Source organism: Methylobacterium sp. 001424705, assembly GCF_059816145.1.
On record NZ_JCBANU010000018.1, the window covers coordinates 87111 to 101785 of the forward strand.

11 protein-coding genes are annotated in these 14675 nt (G+C 70.4%); 2 read left to right on the plus strand and 9 right to left on the minus strand.

What is annotated here, in order from left to right; all coding sequences use genetic code 11:
• Positions 1-21: 21 nt before the first annotated feature.
• The 5 genes from AC6EUL_RS14735 to AC6EUL_RS14755 all read right to left on the minus strand — a co-directional run bounded on the left by AC6EUL_RS14735 (position 22) and on the right by AC6EUL_RS14755 (position 6137).
• Positions 22-738 (minus strand): DUF4142 domain-containing protein, encoded by a 717-nt coding sequence (locus tag AC6EUL_RS14735; protein ID WP_056214300.1) that lies wholly within the window; start codon positions 736-738, stop codon positions 22-24.
• A 423-nt stretch (positions 739-1161) separates the two neighbouring features.
• Positions 1162-4254, minus strand: a complete 3093-nt coding sequence (gene polA, locus AC6EUL_RS14740; protein ID WP_499870925.1) for a DNA polymerase I — start codon at positions 4252-4254, stop codon at positions 1162-1164.
• Between the two features lie 103 nt (positions 4255-4357).
• Entirely contained in the window at positions 4358-4648 is a 291-nt protein-coding gene (locus tag AC6EUL_RS14745) for a HepT-like ribonuclease domain-containing protein (RefSeq protein WP_499870927.1), read from the minus strand.
• On the minus strand, positions 4638-4934 hold the full coding sequence (locus tag AC6EUL_RS14750; protein WP_499870929.1) for a nucleotidyltransferase family protein: 297 nt from the start codon (positions 4932-4934) through the stop codon (positions 4638-4640). Before AC6EUL_RS14750 ends, AC6EUL_RS14745 begins: the two co-directional genes overlap by 11 nt.
• Before the next feature lie 45 nt (positions 4935-4979).
• Entirely contained in the window at positions 4980-6137 is a 1158-nt protein-coding gene (locus AC6EUL_RS14755) for a YihY/virulence factor BrkB family protein (RefSeq protein WP_499870931.1), read from the minus strand.
• Between the two features lie 346 nt (positions 6138-6483).
• On the opposite strand from AC6EUL_RS14755, the gene AC6EUL_RS14760 reads away from it, so the two are divergent.
• Positions 6484-8298: a monovalent cation:proton antiporter-2 (CPA2) family protein gene (locus AC6EUL_RS14760; RefSeq protein ID WP_056214315.1), complete on the plus strand. Its 1815-nt coding sequence runs from the start codon at positions 6484-6486 to the stop codon at positions 8296-8298.
• A gap of 4 nt (positions 8299-8302) precedes the next feature.
• On the opposite strand, the gene AC6EUL_RS14765 is transcribed toward AC6EUL_RS14760, so the two are convergent.
• From AC6EUL_RS14765 to AC6EUL_RS14775, 3 genes are all read right to left on the minus strand, one after another.
• Positions 8303-9784, minus strand: coding sequence for a UdgX family uracil-DNA binding protein (locus AC6EUL_RS14765; RefSeq protein ID WP_056381169.1), 1482 nt, complete (start codon positions 9782-9784; stop codon positions 8303-8305).
• Between the two features lies 1 nt (position 9785).
• Positions 9786-11000 carry a putative DNA modification/repair radical SAM protein gene (locus AC6EUL_RS14770; RefSeq protein WP_499870934.1) on the minus strand — a complete coding sequence of 405 codons (1215 nt, stop codon included), beginning with the start codon at positions 10998-11000 and terminating at the stop codon, positions 9786-9788.
• A 123-nt stretch (positions 11001-11123) separates the two neighbouring features.
• Entirely contained in the window at positions 11124-11741 is a 618-nt protein-coding gene (locus tag AC6EUL_RS14775) for a regulatory protein RecX (RefSeq protein ID WP_056275140.1), read from the minus strand.
• A gap of 81 nt (positions 11742-11822) precedes the next feature.
• Here AC6EUL_RS14775 and AC6EUL_RS14780 point away from each other — a divergent pair, with 81 nt between their 5' ends.
• Entirely contained in the window at positions 11823-13253 is a 1431-nt protein-coding gene (locus tag AC6EUL_RS14780) for a TAXI family TRAP transporter solute-binding subunit (RefSeq protein WP_056275142.1), read from the plus strand.
• Positions 13254-13292: 39 nt separating this feature from the next.
• Here AC6EUL_RS14780 and AC6EUL_RS14785 read toward each other — a convergent pair whose 3' ends face one another.
• Positions 13293-14603 (minus strand): Gfo/Idh/MocA family protein, encoded by a 1311-nt coding sequence (locus AC6EUL_RS14785; RefSeq protein WP_499870937.1) that lies wholly within the window; start codon positions 14601-14603, stop codon positions 13293-13295.
• Between the last annotated feature and the right edge of the window lie 72 nt (positions 14604-14675).

Here is a 14675-nt window from a genome sequence, read left to right on the forward strand (position 1 = left end):
ATTCCAACGTGGGCGTGCCGGTCAGTTGATCCGGTCGGCGAGGTTGGCCGAGTGGGCGTGCTCGCCAGCGATGTACGGCAGCGCTTGGTTGGCGAACTCACGACCCTGCGCGTTGTCGCCGTTGCGGGCGTAGGAGGCGTAGAGGCCAAGGGTGCGGGCGTCCGAGTTGGCCTGCTGGTCGACGTAGGTGCGGTCGAAGTCGCGGCCCGCGCGGGCGGACTTCAGACGGTCGATGCGGCCCTGGCCCTCGGCGCCGATGGCGACGCGGCGGCCCGGCTCCGAGGGGCTGTTGTCGACGAGGCCGACGCCGCCGAGGACGCCGCCCACGACGCGTTGGGCGATGGTGGCCGAGATCGTCACCGGGGCGAGGACGACGCCGATCGGGTTGTCGAGGCGGGTCTCGAAGGGCTGGGTGTCGGACACGACGGTGCCGCCGGCGGTCAGCGAGGTGCCCTCGGGCAGCAGCGCCTGGGTGGTGGCCTTACGCTCGACCAGAACGTTGTGGGCGTACTGACGGACGCGCGGGTTGCGCGAGCGCTCCAGGGCGATGCGGCTCGACTCGATGCTGACGGCATCCGAGCGCAGCGCCGCGGCGCGGAAGTCGGAGGTGTCGGTCACGGTCGGCTGGTTGTCGCCGAATTGCGGCGCGACGCGGAACGACAGGGGCTCCTGGGCGAGCGCCGGAGTGGCGAGGGCGGCGACCGACAGGCCGAGGGCGGCGAGGAGGGACTTGGTCATGGCAGGGTCTCTTTCCGGGGCGCCCGAACGGCGCCGTTCTTGTTGATCGTTTGCGGTGCGGCAACACGCGGCCCAAGCGGGCGTTCCACCCTGCGTCGCATTGGAGCATTGCGTTCGAAGGGGTGTCATTCCGCCCGCCCGACTCCAAAGCGGCCCCGTTCCCCGAGGGGGGCATGCCGGTGCGCCCGTCGGATGTCGCGTCCGCCGGCGCGGGGCACCGCAGCGCGCCGCCCTCCGCGATCAAGACCGGCGACTCGGACGCCATGGTCCACTACCGGTTCGACGGACCGACCGTCGCGCGGCAGCTGCGGATCAACCGGGGGGCCTAGCCCGTCGTACGGATCGCCGCCAAACCGGCTCCTGGTCCGTGTCGCCGATCTCGCCGCCGGCCTCGGCCGGACCCGAGGCGGAGCGAGGCACCTCTCAGTGCGCTTCCTCCCAGTTCAGGGCGGCCCGGGCCTCGACCACCAGGGGCACCCGCAGGGTCAGGGCGGGGGCGGGGGCGTCGACCATGATACGGGTGATCACCGGCAGGGCCTTCTCGACCTCGTCCTCGGGCGCCTCGAACACGAGCTCGTCGTGCACCTGCAGGAGCATGCGCACGTTGAGACGCTCGGCCCGGAGCGCTTCCTCCATGCGGATCATCGCCCGGCGGATAATGTCGGCGGCCGAGCCCTGGATCGGGGCGTTGATGGCCTGACGCTCGACGGAGGCGCGCTCGTTGGGATTGTTCGAGCGGATCTGCGGGTAGTGGCAGACCCGGCCGAACAGGGTGGTGACGTAGCCGAGATCCCGGCAGCGGCGCTTGGTGTCGTCGATATAGGCGCGGATGCCGGGGAAGCGTTCGAAATACTGCTTGATGAAGGCCCCGGCCTCCTCGCGGCCGATGCCGAGGCGGTCGGCGAGGCCGAAGGCCGAGATGCCGTAGATGATGCCGAAATTGATGGTCTTGGCGCGCCGGCGCAGGTCCGGCGTCATCTCGGCGAGCGGCACACCGAACATCGCGCTGGCGGTGGCCGCGTGGATGTCGATGCCGTCCGCGAAAGCCTGGCGCAGCTGCGGAATGTCGGCGATGTGGGCGAGGAGGCGCAGTTCGATCTGGCTGTAATCGGCTGAGATCAGGCGGTTGCCCTCCGCCGCCACGAAGGCGCGGCGGATGCGGCGCCCTTCTTCCGTGCGGATCGGGATGTTCTGCAGGTTCGGCTCGGAGGAGGAGAGCCGGCCGGTGGTGGTGGCGGCCAACGAGAACGAGGTGTGGACCCGGTCGGTCTCGCGGTCCGCATGCTGCTGCAGCGAATCCGTGTAGGTGGATTTCAGCTTGGCGAGCTGGCGCCATTCGAGGATCTTCTTCGGCAGGGGGTGCCCGGCCTGGGCCAGCTCCTCCAGCAGGGTCGCGGGCGTCGCCCACTGGCCCGAGGGCGTCTTCTTGGCGCCGGGCAAGCCCATCTTGCCGAACAGGATGTCGCCGATCTGCTTGGGCGAGGAGACCTGGAATCTCTCGCCCGCATCCTCCTGGATCTCCTCCTCCAGGCGCACCAGGATCTGGGAGAAGTCGCCAGACAGGCGGCTCAGCATGTTGCGGTCGACGCGGATGCCCTGCCCCTCCATCCGAGCGATCACCGGCACCAGCGGGCGCTCCAGGGTCTCGTAGACGGCGACGCGCTTCTCGGCCACGAGCCGCGGCTTCATCATCCGCCAGAGGCGCAGGGTGACGTCGGCATCCTCGGCCGCGTAGGCGGTGGCCTTGTCCAGCGCCACCCGGTCGAAGGTGATCTTGGCCCGGCCGGTGCCGGCCACGTCCGAGAAGGTGATGGGCTGGTGTCCGAGGTGGCGGCGGGCGAGCTCGTCCATGCCGTGTCCGCCCTTGCCGGCATCGAGCACGTAGGAGATCAGCATGGTGTCGTCGAAGGGCGTCACGCGGATGTCGTAGCGGGACAGGACGGCGAGATCGTATTTCAGGTTCTGGCCGACCTTCAGCACGCCGGGATTTTCAAGGAGCGGCTTCAGGCGCTCGATCACCACCTTCGCGTCGATCTGGCCCGCCGCCGGCTGGAACGCCTCCGAGGCCGCCTTGGCGTCGCCGAACAGGTCTCCGTCCGCGCCCTTGACGGGCTCCTGGTGCCGGAGCGGGATGTAGGCCGCCCGTCCCGGCGCGACGCAGAGGGAGACGCCCACGAGGTTGGCGTGGTTGGCGTCCAGCGAATCCGTCTCGGTGTCGACGGCGATGACGCCGGCCTCCTCGGCCTCGGCGATCCAGGCGTCGAGTTGCTCGACGGACTGAATCGTCTCGTAGGCGGCCGTGTCGAAGGGCTTCACCGCCTCCGCCGCCCGCGCCGCCACGAGGCCGGCGGGGGTCGGCTCGGAGGGGCCGCGGGGCTTGGGCGCGACGTCGGGCAGGCCGAGATCGGCGAAGGGATCGACCTCGCCGCTCGGCGCGCCGGACGCGGTCTCGGGATCGACCGGCACGGGATCACCGTGGGCATCGGGGAAGAACGGGGCGTCGGGCGCGGGCTCGCGGTTCGGCAGCAGCGCCGGGTCGGGCTGCACCGCCTCCGGGTCCACGTGGAGCATCTGGGCGATGCGCCGGGTCAGGGTGTTGAACTCCATCGCCTTGAGGAAGCCGACGAGTTTCTGCGGATCGGGCTTGGGCAGGCGCAGGTCGTCCAGCGGCACCAGGAGGGGCACATTCTCCTCCAGCGCCACCAGCTTTCGCGAGAGCCGAGCCTGATCGATGCTGGCGAGCAGGGTTTCGCGGCGCTTGGGCTGCTTGATCTCGGCGGCGCGATCGAGCAGCGCGTCGAGGCTGCCGTATTCCTTGATGAGCGCGGCCGCCGTCTTCAGGCCGATGCCGGGCACGCCCGGCACGTTGTCCGAGGTGTCGCCGATCAGCGCCAGGGCGTCGCCGATCTGCTCGGGGGTGAGGCCCTCCCACTTGGCGATGATCGCCTCGCGGTCGAGGTTGCGCTCGGGCCGGTAGCCGGGCTTGCCCTTGGCGCCGGACTCGAAGTCGTAGAACCGCACCAGGGGGCCGACGAGCTGCATCAGGTCCTTGTCGGAGGACACGATGATGACGCCGGCGCCCCGCGCCTCGGCCTGGCGCGAATAGGTGGCGATGAGGTCGTCGGCCTCGTAGCGGATGAGCTCGATCGGCTGCAGGCCGAAGGCCCGCACGGCGTCGCGCATCAGCGGCATCTGCCGCTTGAGGTCGTCCGGCGCGTCCGGCCGGTGGCCCTTGTAGTCGGGAAACAGCTCCTTGCGGAACGAGCCCTCCGACTTGTCGAACACGATGGCCAGATGCGTCGGCATCACCCCGGCCGCACCCTCCTGCACGAACTGGGCGATCTTGGTGCAGAACAGCCGCACCGCCCCGGTGGGCAGGCCGTCCGACGGCCGGGTGTTGTACTTCTGGTCCTGGTTGATCGATTGAAAATAAGCGCGAAAAATGAACGAAGAGCCGTCGACCAGGATGAGCTGATCGCCGGGGCCGACGGGCTTTTCGGAGGAGGAAGCGGTCATCGATCGATCAACGAAAGGAGGGGGCAAATGGCGACGTCGCCGCGAAGATCATTGGTCGGCCCGTAGTTCGTTCCGGCATACCGTGAGTAGGTCAGGCAATGCCTCATGGACGGTCCCCCCACAGAAGCTTTGCCGAGACACGCTCATATCGATGCCGATAGACGTTCCCCGAGTCCGCGATCTGCCGCCATGGGATATGGACGTTCCGGAGTCGGGTTTCCTCGTCGACGCGCCGACTCGCCTCCGAGATGATGTCCAGGCAGCGCGTCACGCCGTAGAGTAGAAGCCGGTTGCTGGCGAAATCTTCGAAGCTCAGGTCCGCAGTGAAATCCTGAGCCGCTTCAACATTTTCGATGATGCCGAGCAGGGCGCGGCGGCCCCGCTCAGAAAGCATGGATCGCGTCGCGCTCGGCTCCGGGGCGTACGTGAGGCTTCAGCATCGAGCGGGTTGCGACATCCACTTCGACAGGGAACAGATCGGCGATGAACCCGACGAGGCCGACGTACCCGTAGACATCCCGGATCGTGGTCTCGTCGATGTCGATCATGACATCGAGGTCGCTTGCCGCATGCGCCTCGCCACGCGCGACGGAACCGAATAGGGCGGCATGCAGAACGCCCCGTTCGCGCAACTCGGCCTCGTGCGCGCGAAGAATCTCGAGGGCGGTGCTGCGATCCATACCGCGACCGTACTCGAAATCAGACCTGAGCTGAAGGGCTCCCCCTCACGTCGCCGCCCCCACCGTATCGGCCATCCGGGCGTCGCGGGTGCCGAGCGGCTGCTCGGGGCCGCGGGTGGTATCGGCCTCGGTCTGATGCTCCATCTCGGCGTTGATCTCGGCTCCGATGAGCACGATCGTGGTGGAGATCCAGATCCAGGTCATGAAGCCGATCACGGCACCCAGCGAGCCGTAGGTCTCGTTGTACTTGCCGAAATTGGCCACGTACCAGGAGAAGCCCAGCGAGGTGATGAGCCAGGCCACGGCGGCCAGGGCGCTGCCCCAGGTCACCCAGCGCCAGCGCGGGGCGTCGCGGCTCGGGCCGTAGCGGTAGAGAAGGGCGAGGCCGCCGAGCACCGCGGCGAGGAGCACCGGCCAGCGCAGCAGGGCGATGTACCAGGCCTCCGAACTCAGCCCGATGATGTTGATCGCCGCCGGCACCACCACGATCCCGACCAGCGCCAGGATGATGAACAGCAGCGCGCCGCCCGTGAAGGCCAGCGAGCGCAGGTTGAGCCAGACGAAGCTGCGCGTCTCGCGTTCCTCGTAGACGATGTTCAGGGCGGAGAAGACCGCCTTCATGCCGCCGTTGGCGCTCCACAGCGACAGCACGATGCCGGTGAAGAAGGTCAAGCCGAGGGTGGTGTCGCCCTTGGCGGCGATGCGTTTGACCTGCTCGCCGACGATGTCGAGGGCCCCGGAGGGGATGACACCCTGCAGGCTCTGCAGGTGCTCGTTGATGGTGGCCACGTCCGCCACGAGCCCGTAGCACGAGACCAGGGCGGCGATGGCGGGGAAGATCGCCAGGAGCACGTAGAAGGTCACGCCGGCTGCGACCGAAACGATGTTGTTCTCCGAGACGTCGTGGAACGCCCGCATCCCGATATCCTTCCAGCCCTTCGCCGGGATGTCGGACGGCGTGCGCGCGCCGCGGCCGCGCTCGGGCTCGGCGCTGGCCACCCGGCGGGCCTCGGTGCCGGCATGGGACGGGGAGGGCTGGCGGGTCGGATCCTTCGGCATCGCCCGGGCCGGTGCCGTCCCTCCGGCCCGACGCGGGAGCGCGACGAAGCCGAGAAGTGCGGTGGCGAGGGCCACGGTCCAGAGGGTCGAGTTTCGGGTCTCGACTGCATTGGGTGCAGTCGAATGCTCGTTCGGTGAGGTCATCGATCGTCCGTTCCGCCGAAGGAATCGTAATCGCAAGGTGATTCTGGCGTTGCTCGACGCAACAAACGTTGGTTCGACAACGGGAGGTGACGGCCAAGGGTTTCCTTCCGGTTCACGGAAAAGCGAGCGCAGGCGACGCGGCGGCCCAGCCGGATTTATTCCGCGAAACCCCCGTCCGAGGGCCGACGTTGTGCGTCGGGGCACGCGAAGCGACGCGCGGTGCGGAATTTCGGGGCCAGCCTGGACGTGAGGGCCGATCGCGGCTTGCCCTGGCGGGCGCCACGCGGCACGGCCGAGGGAGCCCCAGACCTCGACCCCAAAACCTCGACCCGGAGACTCCCGACCCGTGCCGCACGCGACAGAGCTGATCGCCATCATCGCCCTCGGCCTCGTGCTGGCCTTCGTGTGCGGAATGCTGGCGCAGCGCCTGCGCCTGCCGCCCCTCGTGGGCTACCTCCTCGCGGGCGTCCTCGTCGGCCCCTACACGCCGGGCTTCGTGGGCAACAGCCAGCTCGCCGGCCAGCTCGCCGAGATCGGCGTGATCCTGCTGATGTTCGGCGTCGGCCTGCATTTCTCGATCAAGGACCTGATGGCGGTGCGCACCATCGCGCTGCCGGGCGCCATCGTGCAGATCCTGGCGGCCACCGCCATGGGCGGCGCACTGGCGCTGGCCTGGGGCTGGGGCCTCGGGGCGGGGCTCGTCTTCGGCCTTGCCCTGTCGGTGGCGAGCACGGTGGTGCTGCTGCGGGCGCTCGAGGAGCGTCGGCTCCTCGACAGCGACAAGGGACGCATCGCGGTGGGCTGGCTCATCGTCGAGGATCTGGCCATGGTGCTGGCCCTCGTGCTGCTGCCGGCGCTGGCCCCCTCCCTCGGGGGCGACGGGGCGGGCGTCGCGCACCATGCCGGGGACGGCAACATCTGGCTGACCCTGGGGCTGACGCTGGCCAAGGTCGGGATCTTCGCCGCCGTGATGCTGGTGGGCGGACGCCGCTTCGTGCCCTGGCTCCTCGACCAGGCGGCACGCACGGGCTCGCGCGAGCTCTTCACCCTGGCGGTGCTGGCCCTGGCGCTCGGCATCGCCTTCGGTTCGGCGGAGCTCTTCGGCGTCTCGTTCGCGCTCGGCGCCTTCTTCGCCGGCATGGTGCTCGCCGAATCCGACCTCAGCCATCAGGCGGCGGCCGATTCCCTGCCGCTGCAGGACGCCTTCGCGGTGCTGTTCTTCGTCTCGGTCGGCATGCTGTTCGACCCCGGCATCCTGATCCGCGAGCCACTCTCGGTGCTGGCGGTGCTCGGCGTCATCCTCATCGGCAAGTCCCTGGCGGCGGTGGCGATCGTGCTGGCCTTCCGGCATCCGCTGGGCACCGCCCTCACCATCGCGGCGAGCCTCGCCCAGATCGGCGAGTTCTCGTTCATCCTCGTCAGCCTCGGCCTGTCCCTGAAGCTCCTGCCGGAGGAGGGGCGCGACCTCATCCTCGGCGGCGCCATCCTGTCGATCACCCTCAACCCGCTGTTCTTCGCGCTCACCGACTGGGTCGGCCGCAAGGTCGCCGAGCGTCCGGCCCTGGCCGCCCGCTTCGAGCGCCAGGGCGCCGCGGCCCTGGCGGTCACCAGCGAGAGCCCGCCGCATCGGGGCCACGCGATCCTCATCGGCTATGGTCGGGTCGGCAGTACCATCGGCCAGGCGCTCAAGGCCTGGGACCTGCCCTACATCGTCCTCGACCGCGACCGCCGCCGGGTCCTGGAGTTGCGCCAGGAGGGCATCGAGGCGGTGTTCGGCGACGCCACGGCGCCGGGCATCCTGCAGGCCGCCGACATCGCCCAGGCCCGCCTGATCGTGGTCGCGACCCCGGAGGCCCACACGACGCGGCGCATCGTCGAGCTCGCCCGGGAGATCCATCCCGGCATCGACACCCTGGTGCGCACCCACAACGACGGCGAGCGCCGCCACTTCGAGGAGCAGGGCGTCGGACTCGTGCTGATGGCCGAGCGCGAACTGGCCTTCGGCATGACCCTCTACGCCCTGCGCAGCCTCGGCCTGAAGGAGGGCGAGGCCCGCATCTTCGTCGACAGCACCCGGGTCGAGAGCCGCTCCGCCCCCATCGAGACCGCGATCGACCAGGTCACGCCGGAGCTGCGCCCCCACAAGGAGGAGGGGGCGTGAGGCGTCAGGCGGCCAGGGAGCGCCCGAGGTCGTGGACGCGGCGGAGATCGGCCACGAAGGCCGCGTAGGCCTCCGCCTTCGCCTCGTCCGGCAGGCGCAGCAGGTAGGACGGGTGCACGGTGATGAAGCCCGCATAGGGTTTTTCGAAATCCGCCGGGCCGCGCGCCCGGGTGATCGGGATCTGTTTGCCCGTCAGCGCCAGTACGGCGGTGGCGCCGAGCGCCACCACGAGCTTCGGCGCGACGAAATCGAGCTCCCGGTCGAGCCACCAGCGATAGTGGCTGACCTCGCCGGCGGTGGGCTTCTGGTGGATGCGGCGCTTGCCCCGCTCCTCGAATTTGAAGTGCTTGACCGCATTGGTGAGGTAGGCCTCGCCTCGCGCGATCCCGGCCTCGGCCATCGCCCGTGAGAGCAGTTGCCCGGCTGGGCCGACGAAGGGGCGCCCCTGGCGGTCCTCCTGGTCGCCCGGCTGCTCGCCCACGAAGGCGATGGACGCGCCCAGCGGCCCCTCGCCGAGGACGGCCTGGGTCGCGCCGGGGACCAGCGGCTCCGAGCGCCGGATGAGGGCGTTGAGCGCCTCCAGCGAATCCGGGGCCTGGTCCGCCATGGCCGCGACGGCCCGGGCGGGATTGCGCTTGACCGGCATCTGCGGCGTCCTCTCGATCATGGCGCCGGTCCGCGCCGCCGCCTGCCGGACGAGGCCCGGAATGGCGGCGGTCTCGGGCATGTTGCGCCAGTACTTCTTCGGCATCTCCGCCCGCATCGCGGCGAGGTTCGTCCGGGCGGGGTTGAACGTGCTCTCGTAGTAATCGCGCCAGCCGGCCTCGAATCCGTCCTGTGCCGGTGCGTCCTCGCGTCGCCCTGGCGGTCCGAACGCGAGGACATCGCCGTCCCAGCGGGCGGAGGCCTCCGGCGTCAGGATGGTCCAGTCCAGTCCGCGGAAGCGATCGACGAAGAACGGGGCGGCGGCCCCCAGGATGTGGTGGTCCGGCTCGAACCAAGCGACGAAGCGCTCCGGCCCATCGCCCTCCACGCGGCGGAAGCGCAGGAAGGCGTGCATCTTGTGCAGGTCGCGGGCGATGGCCTTGCGCATCCGCTCCAGGCGATGGACCAGCGGGTCGCTCGAGATCTCTAGCAAACGCCGCTCGCCGCGCTGGATGCGCCAGATCAGATCGTAGAGCAGGGCGTAGCGCTCAGGGTCGCGGTGCAGCACCACCCGGGCGACCATCTCGCCCACCCCGCGCGGCAGGCTCAAGGGAGCTTCCTCCGAGGGCGCGGGGGGCGGCGCCCCGAACAGCCCGGACGCTTCGCCGATGGACCACAGCACCCGCTCCGGCGGGATGCCCCGGCCGGCGAGGCGACGGGCCGCGGCCCGGAAGCCCTCGAGGTCGGCGCCCGGGGAGAGGTCGACGGCTTCGAGCGCGCCGCGCCCGAACCCTGTCCCCTCCGCGGGGGAGGGAGGAGCCGATCGGTGTGCGCCCGCCATCCTAGAACAGCGACAATTGCTTGGGCGGGTCGGCGAGCCGTGCCCGCAGGTCGAGCCGGTCGGTGAGGCCGCCCGCCGGATGGTAGTCGGCGGCGATGAGGAAGGGCCGCGCCCGCTTCAGGGCCGAGGTCAGGCGGGCGACGTCGTCGAGGCGCAGGCGGGTGTGCCGGCGGGCCCGGATGATCTTGTCCACCGCCCGGGCGCCGAGGCCCGGCACCCGCAGCAGCATCTCGCGGTCGGCGGCGTTCACGTCGACGGGAAAGCGCGCCCGGTGCTTCAGGGCCCAGGCCAGCTTCGGGTCGATGTCGAGGGAGAGCATCCCGTCCTCGGTGGCATCGGCCACGTCGTCGGGGGTGAAGGCGTAGTACCGCAGCAGCCAGTCGCCCTGGTACAGGCGGTGCTCGCGCTGGAGCGGCGGCGCGGTCAGCGGCAGGATGGTGGACCCGTCCGGGATCGGGCTGAAGGCCGAGTAGTAGACCCGCTTGAGGTTGTAGGAGCCGTAGAGCAGGGCGCTCTTGCGGATCAGCGCCTCGTCCGTGGTGGCGTCGGCCCCGACGATGACCTGCGTTGACTGCCCGGCCGGCGAGAACCGGCGCTTCTCGGATTTCGCTTCGGCGATGCGCTCGCCGATCTGCGCGATGGCGTTCTGGATGATGGCGCCGTCCTTCTCGGGGGCCAGGCGCTCCAGGCTCGCCTCGGTGGGCAACTCGACGTTGATCGACAGACGGTCGGCGTAGAGGCCCGCCTCCTCGATCAGCCAGGGGCTCGCCTCCGGGATCGACTTCAGGTGGATGTAGCCGCGAAAGCCGTGGTCGCGCCGCAGCGATTTCGCCACCCGCGTCAGCAGCTCCATGGTGTGATCGGGCGACTTGATGATGCCCGACGAGAGGAACAGGCCCTCGATGTAGTTGCGCTTGTAGAACTCCACCGTGAGGGTCACGACCTCCTCGACGGAGAACTTCGCCCGCTGCACGTTGGAGGAGCGCCGGTTCACGCAGTAGGCGCAGTCGAACAGGCAGTAATTCGTCAGCAGGATCTTCAGGAGCGAGATGCAGCGCCCGTCCGGCGTATAGGCGTGGCAGATGCCGGCGCCGGTGGTCGAGCCGAGCTCGCCCTTGCCGGCCGTGCGCTTGGGCGCCCCGGACGACGAGCACGAGGCGTCGTACTTGGCGGCATCGGCGAGGATGCGCAGCTTCTTCGCGAGCGTTTCGTCCATCGACGAGAAATGCGCCTCGTTCGCGCTTCGTTCAAGTTTTCGCGTGCGGATTCGGGCTTTCTCCGCCGCCGCGATGTCGCAGCCTTATATCGGGGAACCAAAGCCCGGAACCCGGTCCCGAAGCTAAGCCTCGTGGTCGAGGGGCTCGGCGTCGGGATCGGCCTCGATCACCCGTCGGCCGAGGCCGTACGGGAAGCCGGCGCGGGCCATGGCGGCGAGATCCCGGTCGCGATGGGCCTCGCGCGTCCCGGGCCGGCGCCAGGGTCCGAGGCGCCGCCGCTTGGCATAGGCCCGGGCCGCTTCCGCCTCGAGGTCGACGCCCGCCTCCGCCGTCTCGCGCTCGGCCTCCATCGCGCTCGCCACCTGCTCGCGCGACACGCCCTTGGCGGCGAGCTTGGCCGACAGGGCCCGGGCGGAGGCACCGCGTCGGCGCAGGGCCGCGAGGCGCCCGGCGGTGAAGCGGGCGTCGTCGACGAGGCCGGCGCCGACCGCGCGGGCGACCGTGGCCTCGATCGCCTCGGCGAAGGCGCTCGCCTCCTCCCCGCGCAGGCGGCAGCGCTTGTCGACCCGGCGCTTCAGGGTCTGCCGCAGCATCGCCACGGAGGCGCTGTAGCGTTCGAGGTAATGCAGGGCCGCCCGCTCGAGATAGGCGGGGGTGACGGGCGGGGGCGGTTTGACCTCGGCCCGGTCATCCGGTGCGGCTCCGGTGGGGCGGCGGGACGCAACGTTTCGCGGTGTCATCGGTTCTTCACGATCCGGACGGGGTTCGGGGGTCGGTCTCGCAGATATGGTGATCCCGCTGGACAAAGGCTCGTTCCTGCCATGCCGGCATTTCTCGTGAGACGCGAGTGGCTTCTCGTCCTTCTGGCGCTCGGCTTCGCCGTCGTGGCGGGGATGCTGGTCTACCTGTCGCGTCCCACCACCCTGACCGTGGCGGTCGGTCCCCGGGACGGCGCCGAGGCGACCCTGCTTCAGACCTACGCCCAGGCTCTGGCCCGCGGTCGCGAGGATGTCCGCCTCAAGCTGAACTTCTACGATGACGTGCGCGACAGCGCCGAGGCGCTCCAGCGCAACAAGGCCGACCTCGCCGTGGTCCGGCCCGACGTCCTCCTGCCCGAGAACGGGCTCACCCTGGCGATCCTGCACGACGAGGCCCTGCTGATCGCCGCGCCGGAAGCGGCGGGCATCGAGAACTTCCCCGACCTCGCGCGCAAGCGCCTCGGCGTGGTCGAGCGGCACGCCGCCGACATGCCGTTCCTGACGAACCTCCTCGCCTTCTACGACTTCTCCGCCCAGCCGGCGGCCGAGCCGGTCCCCGAAACCGGGCTCGGCCCGGCCCGGATCGCCCTCGTGCCGCTCACCCCCCAGGAGGTCACCAGCGCCATCGCGGAGGGCCGCGTCGACGCGGTGGCGGTCATCGCCGCTCCGGCCTCGAAGGCGGCGATCTCGACGGTGCGTGCCGTCGAGGCGGCCTCGGCCGAGAAGAAGATCAATTTCGTCTCCGTGCCGGATGGCGGGGCGATCATCCAGCGGATGCCCGAGTTGCAATCCGTGACGATCCCGGCGGGCACCTTCGGCGGTCGCCCGAAGCGCCCGGACGAGGACGTGAAGACGGTGGGCGCCTCCTACCGGCTGATGGCCCGCGGCGGCGTCAGCCGCTTCACGGTCGCCTCGGTGACCCAGCACCTGTTCGAGTGGCGCTCGAAGCTGGCGCCCCTGGCGCCGATCGCCAACCTGATGAAGGCGCCGGACTTCGATTCCACCGTCGCGGCCACGAGCGCTCGCCTGCCGAATCATCCCGGCGCGGTGGACTACTTCGAGCGCGAACAGCAGACGATGTTCGAGCGCTACGAGGACTACATCTACCTGCTGGCGTTCTTCGGCGGCACCGTCGGCTCAGGTGTCGCCTGGGTCGCCCAGCGCCTCGCCCGAAAGCGGCGCGAGCGCATCGACATCGTCCTCGACCGGCTCCTCGACATCCTGCGCGAGGTGCGCGCCGCCACCGGCAAGGCCGACCTCGACGGCCTCGTGCGCGAGACCGACGACCTCGTGGCCGACGTCGTCCAGCATGCCCGCGAGCGCAACATCGACAACCGCACCGTGAGCGCCCTCATCCTGGCCATCGACGCGGTCCATGCGGCGATCAATGACGAGCGCCGCAATCTCGGCGCGGGTGACATCGAGAGCGGGCGGGCGGTGGACCACGCTCGCACGGCCCGCCTCCTCTCGCTCCACACGCCGGCGGCGGAGTAGCCGGCCGAGACCCGATCGCGACGCGGCGGACGTCCGGGATCAGCCCGCCGCGTCGAGTTCGGGGCCGCGGGTGACGTCGAGGCCGCTCGGTGCGCCCGGCGGCGGGCCGACCGTGACGGGCCGGCCCGTGCGGGCCGCCTCATAGATCGCCTCCATCAGCACCTGGTCCTGCAGGCCCTCCTCGCCGGGGGTGCGCGGGCGCCGATCCTCCTGGATGCAGCGCGCCATGTGGTCGATCTCCAGGGCGAACTGGTTCTTCTGCGCGAGGATGCGGGTGTCCTGCGATTCCGCCTGCCCGTCCGGTCGCGCGATCACCAGGCGCTGGCCGCGATACGCGAAGGCGTTCTGCAGGTCGATGGCGGCCCGGTCGGTATGGACCTGGAGCCGGCGCGACTCGTGAACCCCGTAGCTCGTCAGGCACTGCGCGATGACCTGCGAGGGGAAGCGCAGGGTGAAGGAGACCGACTCCTCGACCTCGGCGAATTTCGGATCGCCTTCCGGCGAATGGATCTGTGCCTCCACCGAGACGGGCTCCTCGCCGGTGAGGGCGCGCACGCCGTTCAGGCAGTAGAGCCCGATATCCGGCAGGGCACCGCCGCCGGCCAGGGCCTTCTTCAGGCGCCATTGCTGGGGCAGGCCGGTGGTCTGGCCGTTGAAGGCCTGGATCAGGCGCGTCCGGCCGACCTCACCGGAGCGGGCGAGACGCGCCACCTCGCGGTTGTAGGGCTCGTACTGGCAGCGATAGGCGATCATCAGCTTGACCTTGGCCGCCGCGCAGGCCGCGATCATGTCCCGGGCCTCGGCGGAGGAATTCGCCATCGGCTTCTCGCAGAGCACGTGCTTGCCGGCCTTGGCCGCGGCCAGCACGTCCCCGCGATGGACGGCGTTCGGCGTCACCACGTACACGGCCTGAACCGCGGGGTTTTGCGCGAGGCGGTCCCACTCGTAGTAGCCGTAGACCGCCTCCGGCGCGATCCCGTACTGCTCGGCCACGAGCTTCGCCTTGGCAGGGGTGCCCGACATCAGAGCGACCACGCGGGCCCGCTTCGTCTCGCCGAAGGCCGGCAGGATCTCTTCCAGGCTGAGGCGTCCGAGGCCCACGATGGCGAAGCCCACGCGCTGGCCCGGCGGCATCGGGGCGGGGGGCGGCGGGGGCGCCCGGTCCCCGGGGCCGCGCCAGTTCGGGAACATGACCTTGCCGCCCTGCACCGCGCCGGTATCGGCCGGGACCGAGGGGCCGGGCGGGCCCGATTGCGCGCCCGCGCCCGTCGCCCCGAGGGCGAGGCCGGTCAGGGTCGCACTGCCCGCGCGCAGGACGTTGCGGCGGGAGAGGGGGATGTCATCCGTCATGAAGCTCGCTGTCGGTTCCGGCGGGACAGGGGCCGCGGATGGAGAACCGCCGGCCTGCTCCTTCGGGAACGT

Coding starts and splice junctions, on each gene's coding strand:
- AC6EUL_RS14780 (WP_056275142.1), top strand. CDS start 11,823: ATGCCGGCATTTCTCGTGAGACGCGAGTGGCTTCTCGTCCTTCTGGCG.
- AC6EUL_RS14770 (WP_499870934.1), bottom strand. CDS start 11,000: ATGGACGAAACGCTCGCGAAGAAGCTGCGCATCCTCGCCGATGCCGCC.
- AC6EUL_RS14745 (WP_499870927.1), bottom strand. CDS start 4,648: ATGCTTTCTGAGCGGGGCCGCCGCGCCCTGCTCGGCATCATCGAAAAT.
- AC6EUL_RS14750 (WP_499870929.1), bottom strand. CDS start 4,934: ATGGATCGCAGCACCGCCCTCGAGATTCTTCGCGCGCACGAGGCCGAG.
- AC6EUL_RS14765 (WP_056381169.1), bottom strand. CDS start 9,784: ATGGCGGGCGCACACCGATCGGCTCCTCCCTCCCCCGCGGAGGGGACA.
- AC6EUL_RS14755 (WP_499870931.1), bottom strand. CDS start 6,137: ATGACCTCACCGAACGAGCATTCGACTGCACCCAATGCAGTCGAGACC.
- AC6EUL_RS14775 (WP_056275140.1), bottom strand. CDS start 11,741: ATGACACCGCGAAACGTTGCGTCCCGCCGCCCCACCGGAGCCGCACCG.
- AC6EUL_RS14785 (WP_499870937.1), bottom strand. CDS start 14,603: ATGACGGATGACATCCCCCTCTCCCGCCGCAACGTCCTGCGCGCGGGC.
- polA (WP_499870925.1), bottom strand. CDS start 4,254: ATGACCGCTTCCTCCTCCGAAAAGCCCGTCGGCCCCGGCGATCAGCTC.
- AC6EUL_RS14735 (WP_056214300.1), bottom strand. CDS start 738: ATGACCAAGTCCCTCCTCGCCGCCCTCGGCCTGTCGGTCGCCGCCCTC.